Source organism: Maritalea myrionectae DSM 19524 (assembly GCF_000423365.1).
Classification (GTDB): domain Bacteria; phylum Pseudomonadota; class Alphaproteobacteria; order Rhizobiales; family Devosiaceae; genus Maritalea; species Maritalea myrionectae.
Window position 1 is genome coordinate 130,426 of the sequence record NZ_AUHV01000006.1, and the last position, 17,075, is coordinate 147,500.

The following is a 17,075-nucleotide window of genomic DNA, read 5'->3' on the forward strand; positions in this document are numbered from 1 at the left end:
CATTTGTCCGCACAACCGCCGCTGGACTCGTCCGCTAAATGCCTACCCCTTCACCTTCTCCGCCAGCATCATATAATTGACGCTCAGATCTTTTGATTTTTTCCAGCTATCTTCAAGCGGGTGATAGCTCACGCCGAGGCGATCTTTGATCTGCATGCCGTTGCGTTTGAGGGTGGAGGTGATTTCTTCCGGGGTCACCAGCATGTCGTAGGAGTGGGTGCCTTTGGGCAGCCAGCGCAGAATGTGTTCCGCGCCGATAATGGCGAGGGCGTAGGCTTTGAAGGTGCGGTTGATGGTGGCGACAAACATCAGCCCGCCGGGCTTGACCAGTTGGGCGCAGCTGGTGAGGTAGAGATTGATGTCGGCCACATGCTCGACGACTTCCATATTGAGCACCACGTCGAATTGCTCACCCGCCTCGGCCAGGGCTTCTGATGTGGTCGCGCGGTAATCAATGTCGAGTTGTGAACGTTCCGCATGGACTTGTGCGATTTTGATGTTCTTTTCGCCCGCATCGGCGCCCACCACATCAGCACCCAAGCGTTTCATGGGTTCGCACAGCAACCCGCCGCCGCAGCCAATATCGAGAAAGCGCAGGCCTTTGAATGGCTCACGCGCGGTTTGATCCAGCCCAAAATGGTTGATCACCTGTTCGCGGATATAGCTCAGGCGCACGGGGTTGAATTTGTGCAAGGGCTTGAATTTGCCTTTGGGGTCCCACCACTCATCGGCCATGGCGTTGAACCGTTCAACTTCATCTTGGTGGATGGTTGTTTGGGCCATTTTCCTGTCCTTTGCACGCTTTAATCAATTCAGGCTCGCCTTGGAAACGGCGCACCGAACACTTTCGGATCAATCAGGCACATTTGTGCAGCTGTCAATATGACAAATGGCGCGAAATGCGCGCAAATCGCGAATTTGACGCCGTTTTAGTTGATCAAAACGCCAGTTTGTGGCAATTGACGCGCGCGGGCATTGTCGGCGCGGGGCCAACAACTCGCGGCCCAACCCGAGGCATTTTAACGCCAATCGGGCAGAATAATACTAGGAAAGCGCGCCATGGCGACAATTGTAATGAAATTTGGCGGCACCTCGGTGGCCGACATTGAGCGGATTAGACATGCGGCTCGGCATGTGAAACGTGAAGTGGACGCGGGCCACAAGGTGTGTGTTGTGGTGTCTGCCATGTCTGGCAAGACCAATGAGTTGGTGGCTTTGGCACGCGAAGCGGCGCCGGTGCATGATGCGCGTGAATATGATGCGATCGTGGCTTCAGGTGAGCAAGTGTCGGCCGGGTTGATGTCGGTTGTGTTGCAAGAGATGGGCGTGCCTGCGCGATCTTTTGCCGGGTGGCAGGTGCCGATTGAAACCAGCGATGCCCATGGGTCGGCGCGGATCACCAATATTGATCCGGATTTGCTGTTTGATCGGATGAATGCGGGGCTCGTTTGTGTGGTCACCGGGTTTCAGGGCGTGTCGCCGCATGGGCGGATCACCACGCTTGGCCGCGGCGGGTCGGACACAAGCGCGGTGGCAGTTGCCGCAGCGGTGGACGCTGATCGGTGTGATATTTATACAGATGTGGACGGGGTATATACGACTGACCCGCGCATTGTGTCGAAAGCACAGCGGATTGAGCGGATCAGCTTTGAAGAGATGCTGGAAATGGCCTCGCTTGGGGCAAAAGTGCTACAAACCCGTTCAGTTGAATTGGCAATGGCGAAAAAAGTGCGCCTTGTGGTGCGCTCAAGTTTTGATGACCCCGATCAGGTTCCGGCCTTGGGTGAGAATGGCGACTGGCAAGGTCCAGGCACATTGGTGTGTGATGAGGATGAGATTATGGAAAAGCAAATTGTTTCCGGTGTGACCTGCGCCAAATCAGAGGCGAAAATCACATTGCGCGGCGTGAAAGACAATCCGGGCGTGGCGGCCGCCGTATTCGGCCCGTTGGCCGATGCGCAAATCGTTGTGGATATGATTGTGCAAAACATTTCTGATGACGGCAAATCCACCGACATCACCTTTACAATTCCGGACGCTGAATTTGACAAGGCCCTGACGGTGCTTAAAGAAGCGGGGGAAACAAGTTTAGAATTTGATTCGATTTCCGGCTCCAAAGGCGGGGCCAAAATTTCGGTTATTGGGGTGGGGATGCGGTCTCACGCGGGCGTTGCGGCGTCCATGTTCCGCGCCCTATCTGATAAGGGTATTAATATACAATTGATTACGACATCTGAGATCAAGACCAGTGTGTTGATCGAGGAGGAATATGCCGAATTGGCGGTGCGGGCACTCCACACCTATTATGGCCTGGATATAGCAGAGGCATAAGCCGATTTGGCCCAATAAGGCAGCCCGCTACGGCGGGCTGAGGGGCGGATGGCACACACAATAGCTGGCCCACGTGAATTGCTGCGCAGGTTGCGCGAAACAATGGCAGAGTCATTGGGCATTCAGGAGCGGCTGGATAAGATCGTTGAATTGATCGCGGACAGTATGCGGGCCGATGTGTGCTCGTTCTATGTCTTGCGCGATGATGGTGCCTTGGAGCTTTTTGCCACCCATGGTTTGAAGCGCGAAGCGGTGCACAAAACCAGCTTGCGGTTGGGCGAGGGCCTTGTGGGCCTTATCGCGTCAGAAGCCATGTCGCTCAATCTGGCTGATGCGCCCAAACATCCGGCCTTTGCCTATCGCCCGGAAACCGGTGAAGATCCTTACCAATCCTTTTTGGGGGTGCCAGTGCTGCGTGCGGGGCAAACCCTTGGGGTGTTGGACGTTCAGTCGGTTGAAAGCCGGCTTTATCGGGAAGATGAAACCGAAGCGTTGATGACCACGGCCACCTTGTTGGCTGAAATGGTCTCGACCACCGAGTTTGACAGCCTGATCACACCAGGGTCCGAGATTGAATTGCGGCGGCCGCGCAGCCTTGAGGCGGCTGGTTATTCCGATGGCATCGCGCTGGGCAAAGTGTTTGTGCATGACCCTCGGGTTGTGGTGATGAACTTTGTTGCCGAGGATGTGGACCAGGAAAAAGAGCGCCTCGAATCCGCGATCCGCACCATGCGGGTGACGATTGACGACATGTTCAATCGCGGTGATATGCAGGCGCGTTCCGAGCATCGTGAGATTTTGGAAAGCTACCGCATGTTCGCCCATGACCGGGGCTGGGTGCGGCGGCTGCGCGAGGCGGTGGGCGCGGGCCTGACGGCGGAAGCGGCTGTTGAACGGGTGCAAAATGACACCCGCGCGCGCATGATGCGGCAAACCGATCCTTATATTCGTGATCGCCTGCATGATCTTGATGATTTGGCCAACCGATTGCTCAGGGTTTTGACCGGCGGTACCAAAGTGTTCGGCCATGAACTGCCGGACAACACCATTTTGGTGGCGCGGAATATGGGCCCGGCTGAATTGCTGGAATATGATCGGCGCAAGCTGCGCGGCGTGGTGCTTGAAGAGGGCGGGATGACCGCCCACGTCTCCATTGTGGCACGTTCGCTGGGGCTCAGCGTTTGCGGACAGGTCGAGAATATCGCCGCCATGTGCGAGACTGGCGACGATATTATTCTGGATTGCCAGCAAGGCGTTGTGCATTTGCGCCCATCGGTTGATGTGGCCGCAACTTATGCCGACAAAGTGCGCATGAGTGCCAAGCGGCAGGAGCGCTTTGCTGCATTACGTGACAAGCCTGCGATCACGCGTGATGGGGCCGAGATCACTTTGCTGCACAATTCCGGGTTGATTGCTGATTTGCCCGCGATTGAGGATACGGGCGCGGCAGGCATTGGCCTGTTTCGGACCGAATTGCAATTTATGATCGCCTCGAAGCTGCCGCGGTTGGCGGAACAGGTCGAGCTTTATCGCGAAGCAATGGAACTGGTTGGCGATCGCCCCATCGTATTCCGTTTGCTCGATATTGGCGGCGACAAGGTGGTGCCTTATTTGCGGGCTGAAGCGGAAGAAAACCCAGCGATGGGCTGGCGCTCACTGCGTTTGGCGCTGGATCGGCCCGGGCTGATCCGCACACAAATTCGCGCCCTTTTGCAGGCGGCGAACGGCCGCGAGTTGGATATTTTGGTGCCCATGGTCACTGACGCTGAAGAATTCCGCGAAGCACGCAAGGTGCTCGATGTGGAATTGAAGCGGTTGGACAATGCAGGCTTTGAGCGGCCTTCGAAATTGCGCTTGGGCGCAATGATTGAGGTGCCGTCACTATTGTTTGAATTGGATCATTTGTTGCCGATGACGGATTTTGTCTCCATCGGGTCCAACGATCTGGTGCAGTTCCTTACCGCGTCGGATCGGGCCAATTCCCGTGTGGTGCGGCGCTATGATCCGATTGCCATTCCGCGTCTGCGCGCATTTAAACATATTGCAGATGCAGCGAAAAAATATAATGTGCCGCTGACCATGTGTGGTGAGTTGGCCGGACGCCCGATTGAAGCGCTGGCCCTGATGGCCATCGGCATTGATCGATTGAGCATGGCAGCGTCCTCGGTTGGCCAGATCAAAGAACTTGTCTTGTCTCTTGATCTTCAAGCCTTTCGCGGGCAAATATGCGCCGCGTTGGATGAGGGCGGCGAGCCGCTTGTCATTCGCGATTTGATTTATGATTTGGCGGACCGCCAACATCTACCTCTATAAGTGAAAGTCTGAGCTGTTATGGCGAAACTACCTGCAGAAAAATTGGATGCTTTGTTGCACCGCTTTGAAACGGTTGAAGGCGAGATGGCGGCCCATCCCGACCCGGAAACCTATGTGAAGCTGTCCAAGGAATATTCGGATCTGCAGCCCTATGTTGATAAGATTCGTGAATTCAAATCTGCGCAGTCTGATCTTGAAGGGGTTAATGAGATTTTGGCGTCGGGCGACAAGGAAATGGCCGAAATGGCTGAACTTGAGCGCGATGAGCTGAAAGAAAAGATCGAATCGCTAACACAAGAAATCCGCCTGATGTTGTTGCCCAAAGATGCGGCTGACGACAAATCAGCGATTCTGGAAGTGCGCGCGGGCACGGGCGGCGATGAGGCTGCGTTGTTCGCGGGGGATTTGTTCCGCATGTATCAGCGCCACGCTGAACTCAATGGCTGGAAAGTCCAGATCCTTGAGGAAAGCGAAGGCGATATGGGTGGCTATAAGGAAATTGTCGCTAGCATTAAGGGCAACGGCGTTTATGCCCGCCTGAAATTTGAATCCGGTGTGCACCGGGTGCAGCGGGTGCCGGAAACTGAATCGGGCGGTCGTATTCACACGTCCGCCGCCACCGTAGCTGTGTTGCCTGAGGTGGAAGATATCGACATTGATATCCGCAATGAGGATTTGCGCATTGATACTATGCGGGCCTCTGGCGCGGGTGGTCAGCACGTGAACACCACCGATAGTGCGGTGCGCATCACCCACATTCCTACAGGGGTTGTGGTGATTTCATCGGAAAAGTCGCAGCACCAAAACCGCGCCAACGCGATGAAGGTTTTGCGCGCGCGGCTTTATGATATGCAGCAGCAAGAGCGCGACAGCGCGCGGGCTGAAGCGCGGCGCGACCAAGTGGGGTCCGGTGACCGTTCAGAACGGATTAGAACTTACAATTTCCCGCAAGGTCGGGTGTCAGATCACCGGATCAATCTCACGCTTTATAAGCTGGATAAATTGATCGCAGGTGAGGCGCTGGACGAGATGATTGATGCCCTGATCACTGAGAATCAGGCGGCACAATTGTCAGCGATGGATGACGACAATAGCTAATCAGCCGCATTCTGACGGCATGCGATTTGGGCAATTGCGCCAATATTGGCGACAAAAATTTGCCGAAAACCGCATTGAAACCGCTGCATTGGATGCCCGGCTGTTGTTGTGTGCCGCCGCGGGCGTCGAGCAAGCTCAATTGATCTCTAAAGAACGTGATCTTGTGCCATCTGAGATCGTCGCGCGCATGGCGCAATTTGGCGAACGCCGCTTGGCGCGTGAACCGGTGGCGCGCATTTTGGGGCGGGCCGAGTTTTATGGGCGTCCATTTGGCGTCAATAAAGACACGTTGGTGCCACGGCCCGAAACGGAGCTGCTGGTGGAGCATGCGATCAAATCGCTACCTTCAGGCGGGCGATTTGTCGATTTGGGCACCGGCACGGGGTGCATCGCCGTGAGTATCTTGGCGGAGCGCCCCGATGTTTCCGGTTTGGCGACGGATATTGCTGCGGGCGCGTTGGAGATGGCGGCACAAAATGCCACCGCGCATGGCGTTGATGGGCGTCTAGACCTCAAGTGTGGCAGTTGGTTTGACCCTGTCCCAACTGATCAGCGATTTGATTTGATCGTTTCTAATCCGCCCTATATTGCGCAAAGCGAGCGTGCAGATATGAATCAGGAGGCCTTGGATTTCGATCCAGAGGCCGCGCTGTTCGCCGCGCATGAGGGGATGGCGGCTTATTTTGAGATTTTGGCCGCCGCACAAAACTGGTTGCAGCCCGATGGAATCATATTGTTTGAAATTGGTTTTCAGCAGACTACCCGGCTGCAAAATGCGGCGGAAAATGCTGGGGCGACGCAAGTAACCTTTTTCAAAGATCTTTCTGGGCACAATAGAGTTGCCCAGATTTCTTGGTGAAACTGGGCAAATGCCCATAGGAATGGCCTGAGTTAAAATTTTTCACTTGGAAAATTTTTCCGAAGCATATAGGTTGCCAGTGCTAGTTGGGATTGATGTTCATTCATTGACCGCAAAATTTTACCTGTACATCTAGGGTGATTTTGCCCCCCAGCAAGCTGGACAGCCGGCATATAGCGACCAACAACAAGTCACATCCAAACCACACGTTTTGGGGGCAATGTGATAGTTACGGTTTGGTGCGTTCTTTTCGGCGCAAATGTAAGAAAAGTTTGAAGTCATCGTATGAGACCTGGACAACAGAATAAACGTTCACGCGGCCGTGGTAACGGTCGGAAAAACGTCAATCCACTTTCTCGCAATTATGAGAGCAACGGACCTGATATGAAGGTGCGAGGCAACGCGTCTCACATTGCTGAGAAATATGTGCAGCTTGCGCGCGACGCACAGGCCTCTGGCGATTCAGTCATGGCCGAAAACTATTTTCAGCACGCCGAGCACTATTTCCGCATCATTTCTGCCGCGCAAGCGCAGAATCAGGCACGGCAAGAGCAACGTCGTGAGCGGGATGATCAAGATCGTGGCCAAGGGCGCGACGATGATGATCAAGCCGATGACGATAAGTCAGCTGAAATGACGGCGGAGAAAGAAACGCCCACATCAGAAACTGAGCAAAACGACGACAATGCGTCGGAGTCGCCAGCAAATGATGAGATGGCGCAAGAAAAGCCAAAGCGCGCACCGCGTGCGCGTCGTCCACGTCGCAAGCCGACTGGCGATTCTGATTTGGCCGATGCACCGCAGCCCAAGCTGGGATCTGACGATGATGTGGCGCAGGAAGTTCCTGCTAAAAAAGCCGCTGCAGCAGAATAATTCAAAGGACGGTTTAGCCGTCCTTTTTTATGGCCAAAAACTGGTTGCGATAATGTGCCGGGCTGATGTTAAGCTGGGTGCGGAAATGATGACGCATGGTTTCAGGCGTGTTGAAGCCCGCCTTTTGCGCAATTTCATCCATGGTGAAATGGTCTTTTTCCAACAGTGATCGGGCGAAATAGATTCGCTCCTGGTTCAGCCATTGGCTTGGGCTAAGGCCAACAATTTCTTGAAATCTTCGCATCAAAGTGCGTTCAGACATGTGACACAGATTGGCCAGTTTTTTGATCGGCCAAGGTTCGTCCAGCTTTTGCCGCACCTGATCAAGATATTTTGCCAAGCTGCCCTTTTGCGGGTGCGCGATGGGGCGCGGCACAAATTGTTTTTGGCCGCCTTCGCGGTGCGCGGGCAGCACCAAACGTTGCGCCACGCGGTTTGCTTCCTGGGTGCCAAAATCCTGCCGCACAATTTCCAGGCCGAGATCAAATCCCGCTGCTGACCCGGCGGAACTCATGATCTGCGCATCGCCACAATAAAGGACATTTTCTTCCACTTGGGCGGTCGTGGCTTCCGTCGCCAATTGATCTATATATTGCCAATGGGTGGTGATGGTTTTGCCGTGGGTGAGCCCTGCGCGCACCAGCAAAAAGATGCCGGAGCAAATGGTCATAAAGCGTGCGCCCGTGTGCATGGCGGCTTGAAGTGCATTTGCGATTTCTGGCGATACTGATTTGTGGGGCGGCCAGCCGGGCACGATGATCAGATCAAAGGTGAAAAGCCTCTCAAGTTGGGCCTGGCAAGATGTGCGCAACCCGCCGGCCAACTGCAACTCACCCGATTCGATCGGCACGGTTTCGCATTGATATAGCGGCGCGGTTTTGGATTGGACGGTGTCAAAGATCTCCACCGCGATGCCATATTCAAAGGTGCAAAGTTGATCATAGATCAATATCGCGACTTTTTTCGGTGTGACCTTGCGGGGCGCGACTGGTGATTGGATTGATGAGATTTGGTTCATTGTGTTTGGCCTGCCAAATGTGTTGGCGGTAATTTAACGCATGTGCGCATTTCTGCCAATGGCTGGCACATTTGGCCAAAGGGCGGTAAGCTGCGACCGTCCTTAAAATAATTGAGAAAAGTATGTTTGAATCATTGTTGGCGCTGTTGGAGAGCAACGGTTTTAATTTGTTTATGATCGGCTGGATTGTCGCGCTGGCCGGTGGGGTTGTGCATATGATTGGCGGTGGCTTTAAAGATGGCCCCTCCAAAGTGCCGGTTTTGGGCAATTTTGAAGAAGTGAAGAAGGGCCAAAAAGGCTATCGCCAGCAGCAGGTTGCGGGCTGGATTTTCAAGCTTGGTGCGGCCATGATTGTGGTTGGTGGCATCACCCATTTTTTCTAAAAAGGGAGCCAAAAGAGCGCTTTATTTTGAATTTGGCTCTTTTATCCCCCCGAAGCGTACCTATATCTAACTTAACAGTCCGGCGTGCCAAGATGGGCGCCAATGGATAAGTTGAAACAAACAACGCTTCGAGACGTTTTAACCCGTGCTTTTTAGGCGGCTTAGAATGGGCGAGAGATGGAGAGTTGAGATATGAATATCGAGAAATATACCGAGCGGGCACGCGGTTTTGTTCAATCTGCCCAATCTGGCGCGCTTTCTGCGGGTCACCAGCAATTTACGCCTTTGCACCTATTAAAAGTCCTTTTGGACGATAATGAAGGCATGGCCTCTGGTTTGATCCAACGGGCAGGCGGTGATGCGAAAGCTGTGCACGCTGCAACAGAAGCGGCCCTGAAAAAAATCCCATCCGTATCCGGTGATGCTGGCCAACTCTATTTGAGCCGGGAAATGGCGCGTGTTTTTGAAACCGCTGAAAAGGCGGCTGATAAGGCGGGCGACAGCTATGTCACCGTTGAACGGTTGTTGCTGGCCTTAATCATTGAAAAAGACACCGATGCCGGCAAGGCCTTGGCCGCTGCCGGGGTGACAGCCAATGGCTTGAACGACGCGATCAATGATTTGCGCAAAGGCCGCACTGCCGACAGCCAAAGCGCTGAAGAAGGCTATGACGCGTTGAAAAAATATGCACGTGATTTGACCCAAGATGCCCGCGACGGGCGATTGGACCCTGTGATCGGACGTGACGAAGAAATTCGCCGCGCGGTGCAGGTTTTGTCACGCCGTACAAAAAACAACCCTGTTTTGATTGGTGAGCCGGGCGTGGGTAAAACCGCGATTGCCGAAGGGTTGGCTCTGCGAATCATCAATGGCGATGTGCCTGAAAGCCTGAAAAACAAAAAGCTCTTATCATTGGATATGGGCGCGCTGATTGCTGGCGCGAAATATCGCGGTGAGTTTGAAGAGCGCTTGAAAGCCGTGCTCAATGAAGTGCAGTCTGAAGAGGGGAAAATCATCCTCTTTATTGACGAGATGCATACGCTTGTGGGCGCGGGTAAAGGCGATGGTGCGATGGATGCGTCTAACTTGCTCAAACCTGCCTTGGCACGGGGCGAGTTGCACTGTGTGGGCGCCACCACGTTGGACGAATATAAAAAGCATGTTGAAAAGGATGCAGCTTTGGCGCGGCGCTTTCAGCCTGTCTTTGTGTCCGAACCCACGGTTGAAGACACCATTTCGATCCTGCGCGGCTTGAAGGAAAAATATGAGCTGCACCACGGGGTGCGCATTTCCGACAGCGCCTTGGTCTCCGCCGCCACTTTGTCGAATCGCTACATCACAGATCGTTTTTTGCCGGACAAGGCCATCGATTTGGTCGACGAATCGTCAGCACGCTTGCGCATGCAGGTGGACAGCAAGCCCGAAGCCTTGGACGAGTTGGACCGCCGCATCATTCAATTGAAGATTGAGCGGGAAGCGTTGAAAAAAGAAACCGACGATGCCTCAAAGGCGCGGTTGGAAAAATTGGAAGCTGAGCTTTCCGATCTGGAAGAAGAAGCCAATGCGCTGAACCAGCGTTGGGTGGCTGAAAAAGAACGGTTGGGCGCCGGGCAAAAACTCAAAGAAGAGTTGGACCACGCGCGCACCGAGCTTGAAAACGCCCAACGGTCCGGTGATCTGGGTCGTGCTGGTGAGTTGGCTTATGGCGTCATTCCCGAGCTGGAGCAAAAGATTGCTGCCGCTGAAGCGGAAGATGATGGCGACACCGACAATGTCACCGAAGCGATGCTGGAAGAAGTGGTGAGTCCGGCGCACATTGCGCATGTGGTGAGCCGCTGGACCGGTGTGCCTGTCGATAAAATGCTCGAGGGCGAACGCGACAAGCTGTTGCGCATGGAAGATGAACTGGGCAAGCGCGTGATCGGCCAGGACGAAGCCGTGACCGCCGTTTCGAAAGCGGTGCGCCGTTCGCGGGCCGGGTTGCAAGACCCGAATCGCCCCATGGGTTCATTTATGTTCCTTGGGCCAACTGGCGTGGGTAAAACCGAATTGACCAAAACCTTGGCCGACTTCCTGTTCGACGATGAAACCGCCATGGTGCGGCTGGATATGTCTGAATTTATGGAGAAGCATTCCGTCGCTCGGTTGATCGGCGCGCCTCCAGGCTATGTTGGCTATGATGAGGGGGGCGTGTTGACCGAAGCGGTTCGCCGTCGGCCTTATCAGGTGATCTTGTTTGACGAGATCGAAAAGGCGCACCCAGACGTGTTCAACGTGCTGTTGCAGGTGCTCGATGATGGCCGCCTGACTGATGGTCAGGGCCGTACGGTCGATTTCCGCAATACGTTGGTGATCATGACCTCAAACCTTGGCTCTGAATATTTGGTTGAGCAGCAAGAAGGCGAGCCGGTTGATCTGGTGCGCGGCAAGGTGATGGACACGGTGAAAAGTCACTTCCGGCCTGAGTTTTTGAACCGGGTGGATGAGATCTTGTTGTTCCACCGCTTGGCCCGGTCCGATATGGGTGCCATTGTGGATGTGCAGCTGAAAGGTTTGCGCAAGCTGCTTGATGAGCGCGATATTGAGATCGAACTCAGTCCCGCCGCGCGTGATTGGATTGCCAATGAAGGCTATGACCCGGCTTACGGGGCGCGGCCTTTGAAACGGGTGATTCAGCGCAATCTGCAAGACGAACTCGCCGAGCAGATTTTGAGCGGCAAAATTGTTGATGGCCAAAAGGTCACGGTTGATGTGGAAGGCGATAAGCTCGCCTTCTCCACCGACGGGACCACCATTGACGATAATGAGGTGCCCAGCGCGGCCCAATAATTCACACTCCTCCTCAACGATGAAGGAAGCCCGGTGCTTTTTAAGTGCCGGGTTTTCTTTTTTCCATCGCGCCTATTCGCCCGGCTTCACGATGATCGACAGGGCGATCACCACAACCTGCGCCGCAAAGGCGAAGAGGGGCAGATAATAATCGCCCAAGACCGCGGAGGAAATCGCGTAGGACCACGCGAGAAACGCCAGTGGCGTTACGGCCAAATGGGCTTTTCGGCTGGCATCATCAGGCGTGTATTTGATGATATAGGCGATGGTAGTGGCAAAAAAGACGGCAATTAGAATTGCCGCACCGATCAGCTTTTCATTGTCGCTCAGCGCCATGGCGATCAGTGCTGAATAGAGCGCGGTAAACCCCGCCAAAATCTCAGCCGGCACATATTTGGCAATGCGTTCGATCGCATTGTCTTTTTTGGCGGTTGAAACCTCGCCCTCCTGCAATGTTTTGAAATTCAAGTCGTCGGCGCGCCCCGGCGCAGTGACCCATCTGGACATAGCTACCTCCCAAATATCAATTAAACATAGCTTTAATTGCGCGCCGCCTTTTCACAACTGTCAAGGGCACGGTGAGGTGTCGGGCCACAAGAGGTCGTAAGCCCGGCATTTGCACGCCGGGCCTTGCGCTTTAGCCGCCGTAGTTACGTGGGGCAGAAATATAGCGATAGCTGTTGTTCTGGCGTTCAACATATCCAAGTGAGGGGAAGTCCAAATGCATCCCCGCCACCATGGTCCGATCTGCGGCGGATTGATCAAGCAGTTTGGTGCGCGCTGCGGCCGAAAGGGCCGGGTCCGCATCAATAATTGTGGACCATTCCGGATGGCTGAACTGATAGGTTGGCGAGTGAATAATGTCGCCCCAAATCATCAGGCTTTGATTTTGGCTTTGAATGCGCACGCCCATATGTCCCATGGTATGGCCGGGCAACGGCACCGCAAACACGCCGGGCGCAATTTCGGTTTCTTTTTTCATGCTGACCAAATTGCGTTGATCTTTATACGGCAGCACCTGTCCGCGTGAATATTGCACGAATGGCGCAAACTCTTTTGGCAAATAGGCCATTTTCTCGTCGTCAAAGGAATCAGTCCATTCCGTTTCTGAGAGCACAAGTTCGACTTGGGGCAGGGTCTTTTTGCCGTTTTCGTCAACAAGTCCAGCCACGTGGTCAGTGTGCATATGTGTCAGGAACATCATATCAATTTGCTCCGGCGCAATGCCCGCCAGGTCCAATCCGTTCCGCCATGCGCCCACGGTGGGCGACAAAAAGCTGGGTGCGCCGGCATCTATGGCGATGATCGTGCCAGCGGTGCGGATGACGTAGCTATTGACCGCAATCGAAATCAAATTGGGATCATAATTCTTATATGCCAGCCGCGCTGCCTCTTGCGCTTCGTCCGGATCAAGACCCAGCATGATTTGACTTGGCAAAGCCGTATATCCATCGGCGATGGCGATCACCTCGATCTCGCCGACCATATGCCGGAAAATTTCGGTTTCAGCGTGCATTGGTGTTGCCGAGGAAGCTGTCGCCTGCTCTGTGTTGGCCCGTCCTTGCGGGACCACGCCGAGCATGATCGGGGCGGCCGCCATAAAGGACAGAACTCTGCGGCGATCTATTGGTTTGTTGCTGGGGGAGTTGCTCATTTTTGCTCTCTTATTGATTTCAGACAACAATATAAGTAATGATTTTGATGGATTTGTTGTATCTGCTGATTTGTTATCTCGGGCATAAGGAATGCTTATGGAAGACTTGCACCCTTTGCGTTGTTTGGTGTCCGCATTGGATGTGGGGTCGCTGACGGGTGCAGCCCAAACACTTGGAATCAGTCAGCCCGCGCTCTCGCAAAAGATCAAAGCCTTGGAAGCCCTTTATGGGCAGAAGCTGCTGACGCGCACGCGGTCAGGGGTTGAGGCCACGTTGGCGGGGCAAGTTGCCTATGGCTTTGGTCAACGCATTGGGCAGGAGTTGGATGAACTGCGCGTGGAACTCGATTCGTTGCAGGGCGTCATTTCAGGGCATATTCGCATTACCGCGGGCCAATCGTTGAGCCAGACCTATCTGGGGGAGGTGGTGATCGCGCTCAAGTCCAAATATCGCGACCTTGAGGTTGAGCTGGTTGTTTCGGACAAGTTGTTGGATATCGAAAAAGAGAAAATTGACTTTGCAATCCGCTTCGGTTCGCCTGGCTGGGGCGGTGGCGTTGCCCGCAAAATTGGAGATGTTCAGTCGGTTTTGGCAGCGACCCCAGCCTATTTGAACGCGCGAGGACGACCCACTTCTCCAGACGAGATCGAGCAGTTGGACTTTATCCAATATAAGGACGACACCGAGAAGTCCGTTGTTGGGGTAACCTATCGTGGGCAAAAGTTGACGGTGCCCGTTACCCCCAGCTTGACGGCAGAGGACCCAAATCTGATCGCGCATGCGCTTGAAAAAGGGCTTGGGTTTACAAAGGCCCCGCTTTTTTTTGTGCAGGAGCGTATCGATAGGGGGCTATTTGAAGAAGTGTTGCCGGGATGTCGGCCCATCCCTAAACCATTTTTTCTGATTCAGCGTGAGCAGGTGCGCAATACAGCTCGGGCAAAACTATTTCAAAAAACCTTGTTTGAAACATTATCGAAAGCGCCGGGGATCACAATCTTGCCGGATCTCTTGTCGCGAGACCAATAATTCAATTTTAGGGTCAACGAATGGCCATTTCGCTATTTTCCCGCTTGCGTCACGCTCGCCGACCTCTAGTTGCCTGACTAACTTGGGTTTTTGTGCGTGACCGCATTAAAAAACACAAACTTATCTCCGGGCGAGTTTGTGCGGGTATACTGGCGTCATCTTCTTTTGGCCGCGTGGGCTGCTGACGGGCAGTGGTGGCACATCGCTTTTGTGATGAAAGAAGAGGTTGGGGCAGATTTTGGACGCAGGATCTGTCGCCCTTTTTGAGTTCAGCCCGACACCGAGGGCCAATCTGCTTTGGTCAGATTGCGGGACTATTGGGTCAGCACCCCGGATTCCTCAAATCGGAGCGCATAAACCGACCGCGCGAGGCGTTTATCGTCTCACTTCATTGTCGATACGAACGAGACCATATGCGCCTCGCGCCCCACATCAACGTTGTGCCTTTCAGGCGCAGCGATCTTTGTGCTGGCTGTTTGGGCCGAAGGTGAGGCATAGCATTCGCGCCACGCAAATGGTGCGTTTTTGATTGACGAATGAATCTGACCGTTGGCGAATAGGCGCTTCAACAGGCGGCATATTCGCGGCACGTCGCAGGCTCAAATTGAGCTTGCGAGGTGGTATGACTTTTTTGACTGAACTTGGCGGGGTGTTGTCCCCCTTCAAAAATCTGCTGTTTTTAACCGGGGCATTGTTGGCGCCAAGTTTGGTGGCCCTGGTGGCGCGACAAGTGGGCTTGGGGCGACATTTCGCCCCGCAACTCTGGGGTAGATTGGGCATCGCGATCTTCTTGGTGATGACCGCCAGTGCTCATTTTAGCAATCCCGGCGCGATGGCGGCGATGTTGCCCGGCTTTTTGCCCCTGCGAATCGAGATTGTGGTGTTGACCGGTTTTTTGGAAATTGCATTGGGGCTGGCAATTTTGGTGCCGCAGGTGCAACGGCTTGTGGGCTGGGCCATTATGGCAATGCTGCTTGGGTTTCTCCCCGCCAATATATTTGCAGCGCTGAATTATATTCCTTTTGGCGGCGCTGAGATGGGGCCTGCCTATTTGTTGGTGCGGGTGCCTTATCAGGCGCTGTTGATCGGCTTTGTATTTTGGGCCAGCCAAACGGGCAACAGGAGGCCAAGGGAACGAACCAAGCAATAGTCTAATTGCACGGCGGTGCGATTCGTCATATTCTTGGATTAAGGAGCGCGGAATCGGATGGGTAAATCGACCAGAGTTGAGATACCAGACCAGCAATTGGCGGCGTTCGACCATTTGGTTGAACGCTTCGCTGATATTGAGCGCAAAGGCAAAACGTCACCCTACACATCTGTAAACGGACATATGTTTAGCCTTTTGGGCAAGGATGGCGTGTTGGGCATTCGGTTGAGTAAAGCGGATCAAGCCAGGTTTCGCGCGCAATATGAGAGTGGCGATTTTATTCAACATGGTGCGGTGATGCGCGACTATGTGAAAGTGCCCAATGATTTATTGCTAGATATTACGGCGATGGTGCCCTGGTTTGAAAAGAGCCATCAACATGCACAATCGCTTAAACCAAAATGATACTTTAAGCAGCCCGGTAAATGAGGAGGAATTTATGCGAATTGGTGATATTCTGGACGAGAAGGGTGGCGATGTCTTTACGCTGTCGGAATCAGCGCTGGTCGCCGACGCAGTGGATGTGCTGGGTGAGAACAATATCGGTGTGGTGGTGATCACAGGCGCCGATGGCGGCGTAGTGGGTATTTTGTCGGAGCGTGACATTGTGCGCCGTTTGCGGGAACATGGAGCCGCGGCGATCGAAACCGGCCTGTCGAAATGCATGACGCGCGATCCATTTACTTGTTCACGCGATGTTGGGTTGGACGAGGTGATGGGCACCATGTCCAAGCGACGTATTCGGCATATGCCAGTTGTGGAATCAGGCAAATTGCTTGGGTTGGTTTCAATCGGCGATATTGTGAAGCGCAAGATTGAGCAAACCGAGCGGGAAGCCGCAGCCTTGCGTGACTATATTGCGTCCTAGGCTTTAATTGCCTGCATCCGCCACATTGATTGGCGCGCTCGGTTCGCGCGCCATCAAATCATCGATTTGAGCCATGGTCTGGTCGAACTTTGCGCGATATCTATTGGGCAATGATTTGTCCCGTGGCAAGCGCACGCTGAGTGGATCAACGGTGCGGCCGTTGATTTTAATCTCGTAGTGCAAGTGCGGCCCGGTGGAGTAACCGGTTGACCCGACATAGCCAATGATTTGGCCCTGACGCACGCGGGTGCCCGGTTGCATGCCACTGGCGATGCGGTTCATGTGGGCATATGCGGTTTGGTAGCCATTTGCGTGGTTCAGCTCGACAAAGCGGCCATAGCCCGACACCCATTGCGCCCGTTTCACCACTCCGTCGCCACCGGCATAAACCGGGGTGCCTGTGCGCGCAGCCAGGTCAACGCCGGTATGCAGCTTGCGGGTTTTGAAAATCGGGTGAATACGGTAGCCATAGTTTGAGCGCAAGCGGCCGCCACCTTCAAGCGGCCGGCGCATCAAAAACTTCTTGCCCGTTTGGCCGTTTTCATCAAAGAAATCGACCACGCCATCTTCGGTTTGGAAGCGATACATGTGGCGCTCTGTCCCCGCGAGTTGAAGGCCGATATAAAGAAGTTCCTTGTTGCCATCGGCATCTGGCTCAGTTTGCAGCATTTG

General features: G+C 54.0%; 16 protein-coding genes (1 of these 16 running past the window's edge). 11 read left to right on the top strand and 5 right to left on the bottom strand.

Features of this window, described 5'->3' with window-relative positions; translation table 11 throughout:
* Window positions 1-42: 42 nt before the first annotated feature.
* Window positions 43-783 carry a bifunctional 2-polyprenyl-6-hydroxyphenol methylase/3-demethylubiquinol 3-O-methyltransferase UbiG gene (gene ubiG / locus G549_RS0117370; protein WP_027836087.1) on the bottom strand — a complete coding sequence of 247 codons (741 nt, stop codon included), beginning with the start codon at window positions 781-783 and terminating at the stop codon, window positions 43-45.
* 276 nt (window positions 784-1,059) lie between these two features.
* On the opposite strand from ubiG, the gene G549_RS0117380 reads away from it, so the two are divergent.
* The 5 genes from G549_RS0117380 (at window position 1,060) to G549_RS22080 (ending at window position 7,474) form a co-directional block, all read left to right on the top strand.
* Complete coding sequence (locus G549_RS0117380) at window positions 1,060-2,331, top strand: aspartate kinase (RefSeq protein ID WP_027836088.1); 1,272 nt, start codon at window positions 1,060-1,062, stop codon at window positions 2,329-2,331.
* Window positions 2,332-2,379: 48 nt separating this feature from the next.
* Window positions 2,380-4,644 carry a phosphoenolpyruvate--protein phosphotransferase gene (gene ptsP / locus G549_RS0117385; protein WP_027836089.1) on the top strand — a complete coding sequence of 755 codons (2,265 nt, stop codon included), beginning with the start codon at window positions 2,380-2,382 and terminating at the stop codon, window positions 4,642-4,644.
* Window positions 4,645-4,662: 18 nt separating this feature from the next.
* A complete protein-coding gene (gene prfA, locus G549_RS0117390; RefSeq protein WP_027836090.1) occupies window positions 4,663-5,742 on the top strand; it encodes a peptide chain release factor 1 in 1,080 nt (359 codons plus the stop codon).
* Window positions 5,726-6,601, top strand: a complete 876-nt coding sequence (gene prmC / locus G549_RS20920; protein ID WP_084634246.1) for a peptide chain release factor N(5)-glutamine methyltransferase — start codon at window positions 5,726-5,728, stop codon at window positions 6,599-6,601. Before prfA ends, prmC begins: the two co-directional genes overlap by 17 nt.
* 285 nt (window positions 6,602-6,886) lie before the next feature.
* Window positions 6,887-7,474: a DUF4167 domain-containing protein gene (locus G549_RS22080; RefSeq protein ID WP_084634247.1), complete on the top strand. Its 588-nt coding sequence runs from the start codon at window positions 6,887-6,889 to the stop codon at window positions 7,472-7,474.
* A 13-nt stretch (window positions 7,475-7,487) separates the two neighbouring features.
* On the opposite strand, the gene G549_RS20930 is transcribed toward G549_RS22080, so the two are convergent.
* The gene (locus tag G549_RS20930) at window positions 7,488-8,492 is read right to left on the bottom strand and encodes a helix-turn-helix domain-containing protein (protein WP_051214080.1); all 1,005 of its coding nucleotides are present in this window, start codon (window positions 8,490-8,492) and stop codon (window positions 7,488-7,490) included.
* Window positions 8,493-8,614: 122 nt separating this feature from the next.
* Between G549_RS20930 and G549_RS0117410 the strand changes: the two genes are divergently transcribed.
* Together G549_RS0117410 and clpB are read left to right on the top strand one after the other, a co-directional pair.
* Entirely contained in the window at window positions 8,615-8,875 is a 261-nt protein-coding gene (locus tag G549_RS0117410; protein WP_027836091.1) for a hypothetical protein, read from the top strand.
* 192 nt (window positions 8,876-9,067) lie between these two features.
* The gene (gene clpB, locus G549_RS0117415; protein ID WP_027836092.1) at window positions 9,068-11,704 is read left to right on the top strand and encodes an ATP-dependent chaperone ClpB; all 2,637 of its coding nucleotides are present in this window, start codon (window positions 9,068-9,070) and stop codon (window positions 11,702-11,704) included.
* 72 nt (window positions 11,705-11,776) lie between these two features.
* Here the strand turns inward: clpB and G549_RS20935 are convergent, their stop codons facing one another.
* Window positions 11,777-12,211: a hypothetical protein gene (locus G549_RS20935; RefSeq protein ID WP_036223435.1), complete on the bottom strand. Its 435-nt coding sequence runs from the start codon at window positions 12,209-12,211 to the stop codon at window positions 11,777-11,779.
* Between the two features lie 130 nt (window positions 12,212-12,341).
* Window positions 12,342-13,358: an MBL fold metallo-hydrolase gene (locus G549_RS20940; protein WP_084634248.1), complete on the bottom strand. Its 1,017-nt coding sequence runs from the start codon at window positions 13,356-13,358 to the stop codon at window positions 12,342-12,344.
* Between the two features lie 97 nt (window positions 13,359-13,455).
* On the opposite strand from G549_RS20940, the gene G549_RS20945 reads away from it, so the two are divergent.
* The 4 genes from G549_RS20945 to G549_RS0117450 all read left to right on the top strand — a co-directional run bounded on the left by G549_RS20945 (window position 13,456) and on the right by G549_RS0117450 (window position 16,403).
* The gene (locus G549_RS20945) at window positions 13,456-14,385 is read left to right on the top strand and encodes a LysR family transcriptional regulator (protein WP_051214084.1); all 930 of its coding nucleotides are present in this window, start codon (window positions 13,456-13,458) and stop codon (window positions 14,383-14,385) included.
* A 622-nt stretch (window positions 14,386-15,007) separates the two neighbouring features.
* Entirely contained in the window at window positions 15,008-15,535 is a 528-nt protein-coding gene (locus tag G549_RS21585) for a DoxX family protein (RefSeq protein ID WP_051214086.1), read from the top strand.
* A 57-nt stretch (window positions 15,536-15,592) separates the two neighbouring features.
* Window positions 15,593-15,940: a hypothetical protein gene (locus G549_RS0117445; protein WP_210162447.1), complete on the top strand. Its 348-nt coding sequence runs from the start codon at window positions 15,593-15,595 to the stop codon at window positions 15,938-15,940.
* Between the two features lie 34 nt (window positions 15,941-15,974).
* A complete protein-coding gene (locus G549_RS0117450; RefSeq protein ID WP_027836094.1) occupies window positions 15,975-16,403 on the top strand; it encodes a CBS domain-containing protein in 429 nt (142 codons plus the stop codon).
* Window positions 16,404-16,406: 3 nt separating this feature from the next.
* Here G549_RS0117450 and G549_RS0117455 read toward each other — a convergent pair whose 3' ends face one another.
* Window positions 16,407-17,075, bottom strand: partial view of a M23 family metallopeptidase gene (locus G549_RS0117455; protein WP_156905578.1) — the final stretch only. It continues 1,293 nt past the right edge of the window; the window shows 669 of its 1,962 coding nt (coding positions 1,294-1,962); its start codon lies beyond the right edge, outside the window; it ends in the stop codon at window positions 16,407-16,409.

What these genes read in the sequence shown, in the direction of transcription:
- prfA (WP_027836090.1), top strand. Translation starts at nt 4,663, where the DNA reads ATGGCGAAACTACCTGCAGAAAAATTGGATGCTTTGTTGCACCGCTTT.
- G549_RS20930 (WP_051214080.1), bottom strand. Translation starts at nt 8,492, where the DNA reads ATGAACCAAATCTCATCAATCCAATCACCAGTCGCGCCCCGCAAGGTC.
- ptsP (WP_027836089.1), top strand. Translation starts at nt 2,380, where the DNA reads ATGGCACACACAATAGCTGGCCCACGTGAATTGCTGCGCAGGTTGCGC.
- ubiG (WP_027836087.1), bottom strand. Translation starts at nt 783, where the DNA reads ATGGCCCAAACAACCATCCACCAAGATGAAGTTGAACGGTTCAACGCC.
- G549_RS20940 (WP_084634248.1), bottom strand. Translation starts at nt 13,358, where the DNA reads ATGAGCAACTCCCCCAGCAACAAACCAATAGATCGCCGCAGAGTTCTG.
- G549_RS0117410 (WP_027836091.1), top strand. Translation starts at nt 8,615, where the DNA reads ATGTTTGAATCATTGTTGGCGCTGTTGGAGAGCAACGGTTTTAATTTG.
- G549_RS0117380 (WP_027836088.1), top strand. Translation starts at nt 1,060, where the DNA reads ATGGCGACAATTGTAATGAAATTTGGCGGCACCTCGGTGGCCGACATT.
- G549_RS20935 (WP_036223435.1), bottom strand. Translation starts at nt 12,211, where the DNA reads ATGTCCAGATGGGTCACTGCGCCGGGGCGCGCCGACGACTTGAATTTC.
- G549_RS0117445 (WP_210162447.1), top strand. Translation starts at nt 15,593, where the DNA reads ATGGGTAAATCGACCAGAGTTGAGATACCAGACCAGCAATTGGCGGCG.
- G549_RS0117450 (WP_027836094.1), top strand. Translation starts at nt 15,975, where the DNA reads ATGCGAATTGGTGATATTCTGGACGAGAAGGGTGGCGATGTCTTTACG.
- clpB (WP_027836092.1), top strand. Translation starts at nt 9,068, where the DNA reads ATGAATATCGAGAAATATACCGAGCGGGCACGCGGTTTTGTTCAATCT.
- G549_RS20945 (WP_051214084.1), top strand. Translation starts at nt 13,456, where the DNA reads ATGGAAGACTTGCACCCTTTGCGTTGTTTGGTGTCCGCATTGGATGTG.
- prmC (WP_084634246.1), top strand. Translation starts at nt 5,726, where the DNA reads ATGACGACAATAGCTAATCAGCCGCATTCTGACGGCATGCGATTTGGG.
- G549_RS22080 (WP_084634247.1), top strand. Translation starts at nt 6,887, where the DNA reads ATGAGACCTGGACAACAGAATAAACGTTCACGCGGCCGTGGTAACGGT.
- G549_RS21585 (WP_051214086.1), top strand. Translation starts at nt 15,008, where the DNA reads ATGACTTTTTTGACTGAACTTGGCGGGGTGTTGTCCCCCTTCAAAAAT.